The 7,095-nt window shown below is 34.3% G+C and carries 10 protein-coding genes and 1 pseudogene; 10 read left to right on the top strand and 1 reads right to left on the bottom strand.

Annotated features, from left to right (window positions below; all coding sequences use genetic code 11):
* Positions 1-283 precede the first annotated feature (283 nt).
* The 5 genes and pseudogenes from AC1M9I_RS14340 (at position 284) to AC1M9I_RS14320 (ending at position 2,897) form a co-directional block, all read left to right on the top strand.
* On the top strand, positions 284-1,084 hold the full coding sequence (locus AC1M9I_RS14340) for a hypothetical protein (protein ID WP_151204773.1): 801 nt from the start codon (positions 284-286) through the stop codon (positions 1,082-1,084).
* 270 nt (positions 1,085-1,354) lie between these two features.
* Positions 1,355-1,642 (top strand): BrnT family toxin, encoded by a 288-nt coding sequence (locus AC1M9I_RS14335; protein WP_107010192.1) that lies wholly within the window; start codon positions 1,355-1,357, stop codon positions 1,640-1,642.
* Positions 1,629-1,943 (top strand): BrnA antitoxin family protein, encoded by a 315-nt coding sequence (locus AC1M9I_RS14330; protein WP_111885983.1) that lies wholly within the window; start codon positions 1,629-1,631, stop codon positions 1,941-1,943. Before AC1M9I_RS14335 ends, AC1M9I_RS14330 begins: the two co-directional genes overlap by 14 nt.
* Positions 1,944-1,979: 36 nt before the next feature.
* Positions 1,980-2,174 (top strand): annotated as a pseudogene (locus tag AC1M9I_RS14325) (hypothetical protein); the annotation flags it as partial.
* 342 nt (positions 2,175-2,516) lie between these two features.
* Complete coding sequence (locus AC1M9I_RS14320) at positions 2,517-2,897, top strand: PAS domain-containing protein (protein WP_107010194.1); 381 nt, start codon at positions 2,517-2,519, stop codon at positions 2,895-2,897.
* Positions 2,898-3,138: 241 nt separating this feature from the next.
* Here the strand turns inward: AC1M9I_RS14320 and AC1M9I_RS14315 are convergent, their stop codons facing one another.
* On the bottom strand, positions 3,139-3,507 hold the full coding sequence (locus tag AC1M9I_RS14315; RefSeq protein WP_481611191.1) for a plasmid mobilization protein: 369 nt from the start codon (positions 3,505-3,507) through the stop codon (positions 3,139-3,141).
* 304 nt (positions 3,508-3,811) lie between these two features.
* Between AC1M9I_RS14315 and AC1M9I_RS14310 the strand changes: the two genes are divergently transcribed.
* The 5 genes from AC1M9I_RS14310 to AC1M9I_RS14290 all read left to right on the top strand — a co-directional run.
* On the top strand, positions 3,812-4,153 hold the full coding sequence (locus tag AC1M9I_RS14310) for a hypothetical protein (RefSeq protein WP_163169833.1): 342 nt from the start codon (positions 3,812-3,814) through the stop codon (positions 4,151-4,153).
* Between the two features lie 575 nt (positions 4,154-4,728).
* A complete protein-coding gene (repM, locus tag AC1M9I_RS14305) occupies positions 4,729-5,679 on the top strand; it encodes a replication initiation protein RepM (RefSeq protein ID WP_126132568.1) in 951 nt (316 codons plus the stop codon).
* Positions 5,672-6,247 (top strand): plasmid replication DNA-binding protein, encoded by a 576-nt coding sequence (locus tag AC1M9I_RS14300; RefSeq protein ID WP_060513917.1) that lies wholly within the window; start codon positions 5,672-5,674, stop codon positions 6,245-6,247. The genes repM and AC1M9I_RS14300 overlap by 8 nt, the downstream gene beginning before the upstream one ends.
* A gap of 12 nt (positions 6,248-6,259) precedes the next feature.
* On the top strand, positions 6,260-6,403 hold the full coding sequence (locus AC1M9I_RS14295) for a hypothetical protein (RefSeq protein ID WP_001125247.1): 144 nt from the start codon (positions 6,260-6,262) through the stop codon (positions 6,401-6,403).
* Between the two features lie 249 nt (positions 6,404-6,652).
* Positions 6,653-7,095, top strand: a 443-nt coding sequence (locus AC1M9I_RS14290) for a hypothetical protein (protein WP_481611190.1), incomplete at its 3' end; no start/stop codon positions are given.

Here is a 7,095-nt window from a genome sequence, read left to right as displayed (position 1 = left end):
GAAGTAATGCCACTCTTAGTTTTCATAAAAAAAGAATGAATGAAATTTTAATGGATAGCTTAGATGACTGCTCTCAAGCAGTATTCATTTGTGGAAACAATGACTTAATATCTGCAAATACTTAACATAAGGGCTGTTATACGAAATAAAAAACCTAGGCACTGGCCTAGGCATTAAATTCAAAAAACACATAAAAATTAAGGTTATAGTCTCAATTTTCCAACTTTGTATAACGTGTATTATGTTAATTTTAGGGAAATTTAATAAATAGAAGACTTTCATTATGAATGCCATCAGAACTTTTATTATTTTAATACATTTTACTGCTATATGTGGATGTACTGACTCTTCAGAACCTAGGTCTAAATCTTTATCAGAAAAATCGGATATTGAATATTATAAAGATATATCAAAATCAGGGGATTTAGTGACTTGGGGGATTTCATCGGATTTAATTATAAAAACAGTTGTAGGTGGTAAAAAGAATATTGAGCAAGGCATAGTTTTAAGTAACCCTTTTCTTGGGCAGTTTCCTATTAACTTTATTCCTACAGTAGAAATACTAAATGACGATGATAAAATTGAGAACGTTGCCGATTTTCAAAAGCCTATGCAATTTAATCTACTTTTGAATAATGCTAAGAATATAAAAATTAATAACTTTTATGATAGGAGTTATCAAGATCAAGTAAAAGTGCATCTACAAAATTTCAGTACACTTGATCCCATATCTTTTAAATATAAACGAACACCAAGAGAATGGATAAACTATTTAACATCACATAAATTTGTAAAATATGAAGATTCATTTAAAAAATTTGATTTAGAATGCTATTCAATAAATTTGGATTCTGATATTTCTTATCATTGTTTAGGTCATGCATCAGATCCATACCATTCTGAATTTTTAATGACAATTAATCGTAATCTTACAGACCAAATCGTAATAACCACAAAATCTGAAACACCTCTCTATCCTAACGTGAATATTGAATGGAGAATGCCTTATGAATCATTAAAAGATTGGAAAGCTGTAGATCAAAATATTTGGCGTTTATTAAAAGCTTGGAATGCTAATCAATAGAGTAACTATCGCAAAACTTCCACTATTTTTGAGTCTATTTAACATAATAGAGGTTATACGAAATGCTTTTTAAAATATCCTTGTTTTTCATATAGTTAAAAAATTTTCATCCCCCTGAAAAACAGCAAAAAGCCGACTAGGAAACAAGTCGGCTTTTTATTGAACAGATTTGTCACTTTCAGCCAATAAAATTGACCAAAAAAACTCTATTCAACTTGAGTGATACAATTATGTGATACATTATTGTATATACAAATTTGAATGTTTTTTATGGAACAGTATTTTGAATGGGATGAGGCTAAGAATCGAAAGAATCAGAAAAAGCATGATATCTCTTTTGAAACTGCAAGCCTTATATTTGAAGATCCTCTACGGATCTCAATCCAAGACAGACATACCAATGGGGAAGAGCGTTGGCAAACCATTGGTAAGGTCAAAGGAGTACTGATGTTATTAGTTGCTCATACCATCTTTGATGAAGATGACTGTGAAATCATACGAATCATTAGTGCAAGACAAGTAACCAAAGCGGAGCGCAATCAATATGAGCATGGTTAGATATACACGCGAAGAGCTGAATGAAAACTTCAGTGACAAGCAAGATGCTGAAATTAAACGCTTGCTTGCTAAGGGAACTGTGTCTGATGATCAATTAGACCTGTCTGATATTCCCGAAATCACCGACTGGAGTAATGCAGTTCGTCATGGGCAATTTTATCGTCCAGTGAAGCAACAGACTTCAGTTCGTCTAGATGCTGATGTACTCGCATGGTTGAAATCACAAGGTAAAGGCTATCAAACACGTATGAACAAAATTCTACGTGAAGCAATGCTAAATGAACGTAAAAATCATCAATAAAAAAAGGGAGTTATAAACTCCCTTTTTTATTTCGTATATCTGGGTGGTAGTTTAATTTTATTAAGTTTATTGATTATCTCTTTGTCATCTTTGTACTACAGCAGTGGATCAATTTCTGTACATTATATCCAATCGCCTAAAAGTGAAGTTTTTTAATGGCTAACCATTGTGTTCTCTCAAACACTTGGTACCGCACTTGGTGATTGGATCGCTGATACTCAAGGGATAGGATAAGCTGTCTTTTTTTATTTTAGGTAAAATAATGAAAAATAAAATTTTTATAAAAACAGCTAGCCCACCGAAATGAACTAACTGGTGTCGTTTTGCGCCAACTTTTACTTAAAAAATACTAACCCTGAGGGAATGGAACATTAGTTAGTTAGTAGAAGTATTATATTAAAAAAAACACAAAGATGTATTCAAAATACATTTAAACATTAGTTAAATAACTTATTTTTAAGATAGCCTTATTTTTGATAGTAGTAATAGAACATCTAGTATTCCTAACTACTCTAAATGGGGCTACTGTGCAATCAACCAGAAAGAAAAGTTTTCATTAAAAGGAGTTATAAAATGAGTCATAAGGAACTTGCCGAATTCATTATAGAGCAAACTAGTGATGCATTAATTTATGCTGATAATCACGGTAATATTCAACGTTGGAATGATGCGGCTAGCCAATTATTTGGATTTTCCAAAGATGAAGCACTTGGACAAAGCCTTGATATCATAATTCCTGAACGTGCTCGTAAAGCTCATTGGCATGGTTTTAACATTGCTATCCAAAATGGAAATCTTAGACTATCGGGCAAACCAACTTTAACGAAAGCACTTCATAAAGATATAGATAAAAGACTCTATGTAGAAATGAGTTTTTCTTTAATTAAAGATAATGATGGTCATGTTCAAGGAAGTGTTGCTATCGCCCGTGATGTAACAAACTCAAAAAAATAAGATTTTTTTTACACTTTATAGTTCTTCTAAAATTAACATAATACAGCTTATACAAAATTTCAAAAAAATAGCCCCAGACTAAGGGGCTATTTAACACAAAATCTCTTATGCGAAATTCATCAGGCTAACGCCACTATACAAGGTCACACACCTTACACTTTTTTAGATTGGCTACTTGAATACAGCTCTGAAGGAACGGCTGGCTAACGCCACTATACAAGGGGACACACCTTACACTTTTTTAAAACTTGATCGCGGATCTGACTTTAGAAATGAATAGATCAATTGAATTTTGGTTCCTAGAAAAATCCAGCAGCAGCCCGTTTACTTTAGATCGGATCTCTTTCGGATCAGTCAGTTCTCCATTCATTAAGTTTTTCAGTAGTCCACCCACTTTATTCATATCTGATTTTAGGCTGCGAATTTCCTGGATTGTTTTTATATCAGTCAGACTTTTAGGTTGATAACCCAATCCTAGATCACGCAAATATTGAGAAGCTGATAAATTTCCCTGAGCAGCATTTTCTTCAATTTGCTTTTTCTCCGCTTCAGTTACCACAACTTGAATTACTTTTTGGCGTATCCGTTTTGGCTTTTTCTGTTCAGTCATTTTTCTATTTCCAGTACATTTTGGCTATGCCAAAAGCTCCGCAGGACAAGATGCCACGTTGAGCTGAAAGCGAATAAGTCGGGTAATTTATATAACCAAGGCTTGCCATGTTATATAACATTACACATCTTGCCAATATCACTGAAAGTTCAATTGCACATAAACGCATATAATTGCACATCAAAATGAATAAAAACCATTTAAAAGCTTATAGTTGCAGATAATTTCATATAAAATCGTATAAAAGCTCTTAATTGCATATAGTTGCACATAATTGCATGAATTAAAGAAAGAGGAAGTCATTATGGTCACCAGACATGGCGCTAAAAAATTCATCATCTCTGTATTACCTGAAATAGAAAAACGGCTAGAAGCTGGTTATACAATTAAGGAAATCCACGCTGATTTACCTGAGCTAGCGAACAATATTTCTTACAGTTCAGTTTTACGAAATTTGAATAAAATGGGAATGAGTGAAAAAAAGGTACATCTACATAAAATAGAAAAATTAGAGTCCCAGGATATGGTCCCCACTTCTAATGAAAAAATGAAAATGACGAATGCAGAAAGAAATACAGAAAAATTGAAGACTAAAAAACCGGTTTTTTCTTATGACCCTCATACAAAAGGTAAAGATTTTATCTAATCACTATAAAACTTAGCTTTTAAATGCACTCATTTGCGATTTAAGCTCAAATTCACATAGGAAGGTACAGAACGAGTGTCTACGAGTGAAATCGCTGAAATTCGCGCTTAGACCCTCTGAAAAACAATCTTTTAGATATTGGAATCTAAAAACTTTTTAATTACATATAAAAATTCGATTCTAGATCGAGCGCAGCGAGCAAAAAAGCTCTATGAGCGAAGCGAATTCATCGTGCTTTTGCTTTTTATTGAAGTCACAACGAGATGAGCCAAAAAATTGCCCCGACGAATCGAGCGAAAGCGAGATTCAATAGAGTTTGAGCGTAGCGAAAACCAAGGGCAATTTTTCACTCCTTGGGCTTTTAATTATTTTAAAGTTTTTAAATGCTTTTAGACATGCTGAAAGCCTTTGTTTATAAAGCTTTCAAGGGTTATATGACACCGTTTACCTTGCAATATGACACCGTTTACCTTGCAATATGACACCGTTTACCTTGCAACATGACACCGTTTACCTTGCTTATAGCACTAAAATTAATTATTGTGTCATAGCATAATAATTAATACTGGTGCTTCATGAGAGAATTAGTGGTAAAAGACAATGCCTTAATCAATGCAAGCTATAACTTGGATTTAGTAGAACAACGTTTAATTTTATTGGCTATTGTTGAAGCAAGGGAAAGTGGGAAAGGGATTAATGCTAATGATCCCCTTGAAGTACATGCCGAAGGCTATATCAATCAATTTGGTGTACATCGCAATACTGCCTATCAAGCATTAAAAGATGCCTGTAATGATTTATTTGCTAGACAATTTAGTTATCAAAAAATAAATGAAAGAGGGAATATTGAGAACTATAGATCCCGTTGGGTTAGTGAAATTGGATATGTAGATAATGAAGCAGTGGTTAAGCTTATCTTTGCCCCCGCTATAGTCCCATTAATTACACGTTTAGAAGAGCATTTTACTAAATACGAATTACAGCAAGTTAGTAATCTCAGTAGTGCTTATGCTGTCCGCTTATATGAACTATTAATTGCTTGGAGAAGTACCGGTTCTACTCCAGTTATAGAGCTAAGTGATTTCCGTCAAAGAATTGGTGTACTCGATACAGAGTACAAGCGTATGGAGCGCTTTAAAACTAGTGTACTTGAGCTTGCTATTAAACAAATAAATGAGCATACGGATATAACTGTAAAATATGAACAGCATAAAAAAGGTCGATCAATTTCAGGTTTTTCTTTTACGTTTAAACAGAAGAAAAAGGATAATCCATCAATAGAAAGAGATCCGAATACCTTAGACCTTTTTTCAAAGATGACCGATGCTCAACGGCATATGTTTGCAAACAAACTTTCAGAACTCCCTGAAATGGGTCGCTATTCACAAGGAACTGAAAGCTATCCTCAATTTGCTGTTCGTATTGCTGAGATGCTACAAGACTCTGAAAAAATCAAAGAACTAGCCCCATACCTAAAAAAAGTGGGATACATGCCATCAAATAAAAAGGACACAGTAAATGGCTAAGTTATCGCTAAGTGAAGTATCTAAAAAATTTCATATTGATAGGTCAACCATTTACAGAGCTGTACGTAATGGGCGTTTATCACGCTCTAGTGATGGTCAATTTGACCTTTCGGAAGTGATTAGATGCTTTGGGGAGCCTGAGCAAACATCTCAACAAATTGAATCTTCTACATCAGATAGCGATGAATCTACAAAAAAACTCATTATTCATTTAGAAAATGAAGTTAAAAAATACCAAGAACGTGAAGAGCGTTTAATGCAGCAAATCGACCGTATGCAGACGCTTATTGAGTTAAAAACTGTTGCACCCGCCACGGCAGCGCCACAACAAGATGCTACGGCATGCGACACCGATATGCCACAGCATGCGACAACACAACAAGGCAATGATAATAAAAAGAATAATGAATTAAATATTGTAGAAAACGTGGCAGTGCCACAGCAAGAAACTACAGCACACCACAGCCAAACGCTACAGCATGCCACGTTGCAAAATGTGGCAGTGCCACAACCTAAAAAACGTGGTTTATTTGGCCGTGTACTAAATGCTGTTTTTGATAATGACTAAGGGAGAGAGATCATGCCGAAACTGAAAGACATTGCCCTGGGAATTATTGTGGCCCCGCTGCTGATCCCGATCATGCTGATTGCATCGTACCAGGATAAAAAGGCGCTGAAGAAAGAGCTGGATGAACGCCAAAAAGAAAAAGACCAGGCATCCTGATTATTCAATTGACCTAATCAAGATCGTGGAACATTGTTCACTTATTAAGCGTGGAACATGAAAAATCATCAAAAAAGCCCAACTCAGCTGAGTTGGGCTTTTCAATACGAAATAAACTATTGAATTAAAACAAATAATTTAGAGCATTTCGTATAAGGTGTATTATGTTAATTTTAGAAATACTAAAAATCTAATTTCAATAACAGCAAAAATATTCCAGGTGTAAAAGTGATACTTCAAAGTTCCCAAATGGATGCATTCTTTCTATCCAGATATGATGTCCAGCTTCCCTCAATTTTAGAACTTATGATACTAGAAGGCTTTTATGAGGATTCGGATGCTATTGTCTTTAATTTTTACAAAGATAGGTTAGAGCAGGTGAATTACGAAGCCATAGCTGATGTTTACGGAGATCTAACAGGGTTTGAAGCCTCCAGTAATAAGATTCATATCGAGGATTACGTGGATAATCAACAGTATGAAATGAATGAAATAATCAACATCGGATTCGCATTAGTTCAATTAGTTCAAAACTTATGGAATCAGCTAAGGGATGATGAGTGCACTATAATTTTATCATCTGATTTAGAAAGTGAATTTGGAAGTAATGCCACTCTTAGTTTTCATAAAAAAAGAATGAATGAAATTTTAATGGATAGCTTAGATGACTGCTCTCAAGCAGTATTCATTTG

This window comes from Acinetobacter sp. ANC_7553, from assembly GCF_056779895.1.
Note: the sequence above shows the minus strand (reverse complement) of the source record. Positions and strands in the feature narration are given on the sequence as shown.

Bases quoted from the DNA above. Each gene is read 5' to 3' on its own strand.
- AC1M9I_RS14330 (WP_111885983.1), top strand. From the start codon at position 1,629: ATGAGCATGGTTAGATATACACGCGAAGAGCTGAATGAAAACTTCAGT.
- AC1M9I_RS14295 (WP_001125247.1), top strand. From the start codon at position 6,260: ATGCCGAAACTGAAAGACATTGCCCTGGGAATTATTGTGGCCCCGCTG.
- AC1M9I_RS14335 (WP_107010192.1), top strand. From the start codon at position 1,355: ATGGAACAGTATTTTGAATGGGATGAGGCTAAGAATCGAAAGAATCAG.
- AC1M9I_RS14340 (WP_151204773.1), top strand. From the start codon at position 284: ATGAATGCCATCAGAACTTTTATTATTTTAATACATTTTACTGCTATA.
- AC1M9I_RS14315 (WP_481611191.1), bottom strand. From the start codon at position 3,507: ATGACTGAACAGAAAAAGCCAAAACGGATACGCCAAAAAGTAATTCAA.
- repM (WP_126132568.1), top strand. From the start codon at position 4,729: ATGAGAGAATTAGTGGTAAAAGACAATGCCTTAATCAATGCAAGCTAT.
- AC1M9I_RS14310 (WP_163169833.1), top strand. From the start codon at position 3,812: ATGGTCACCAGACATGGCGCTAAAAAATTCATCATCTCTGTATTACCT.
- AC1M9I_RS14300 (WP_060513917.1), top strand. From the start codon at position 5,672: ATGGCTAAGTTATCGCTAAGTGAAGTATCTAAAAAATTTCATATTGAT.
- AC1M9I_RS14320 (WP_107010194.1), top strand. From the start codon at position 2,517: ATGAGTCATAAGGAACTTGCCGAATTCATTATAGAGCAAACTAGTGAT.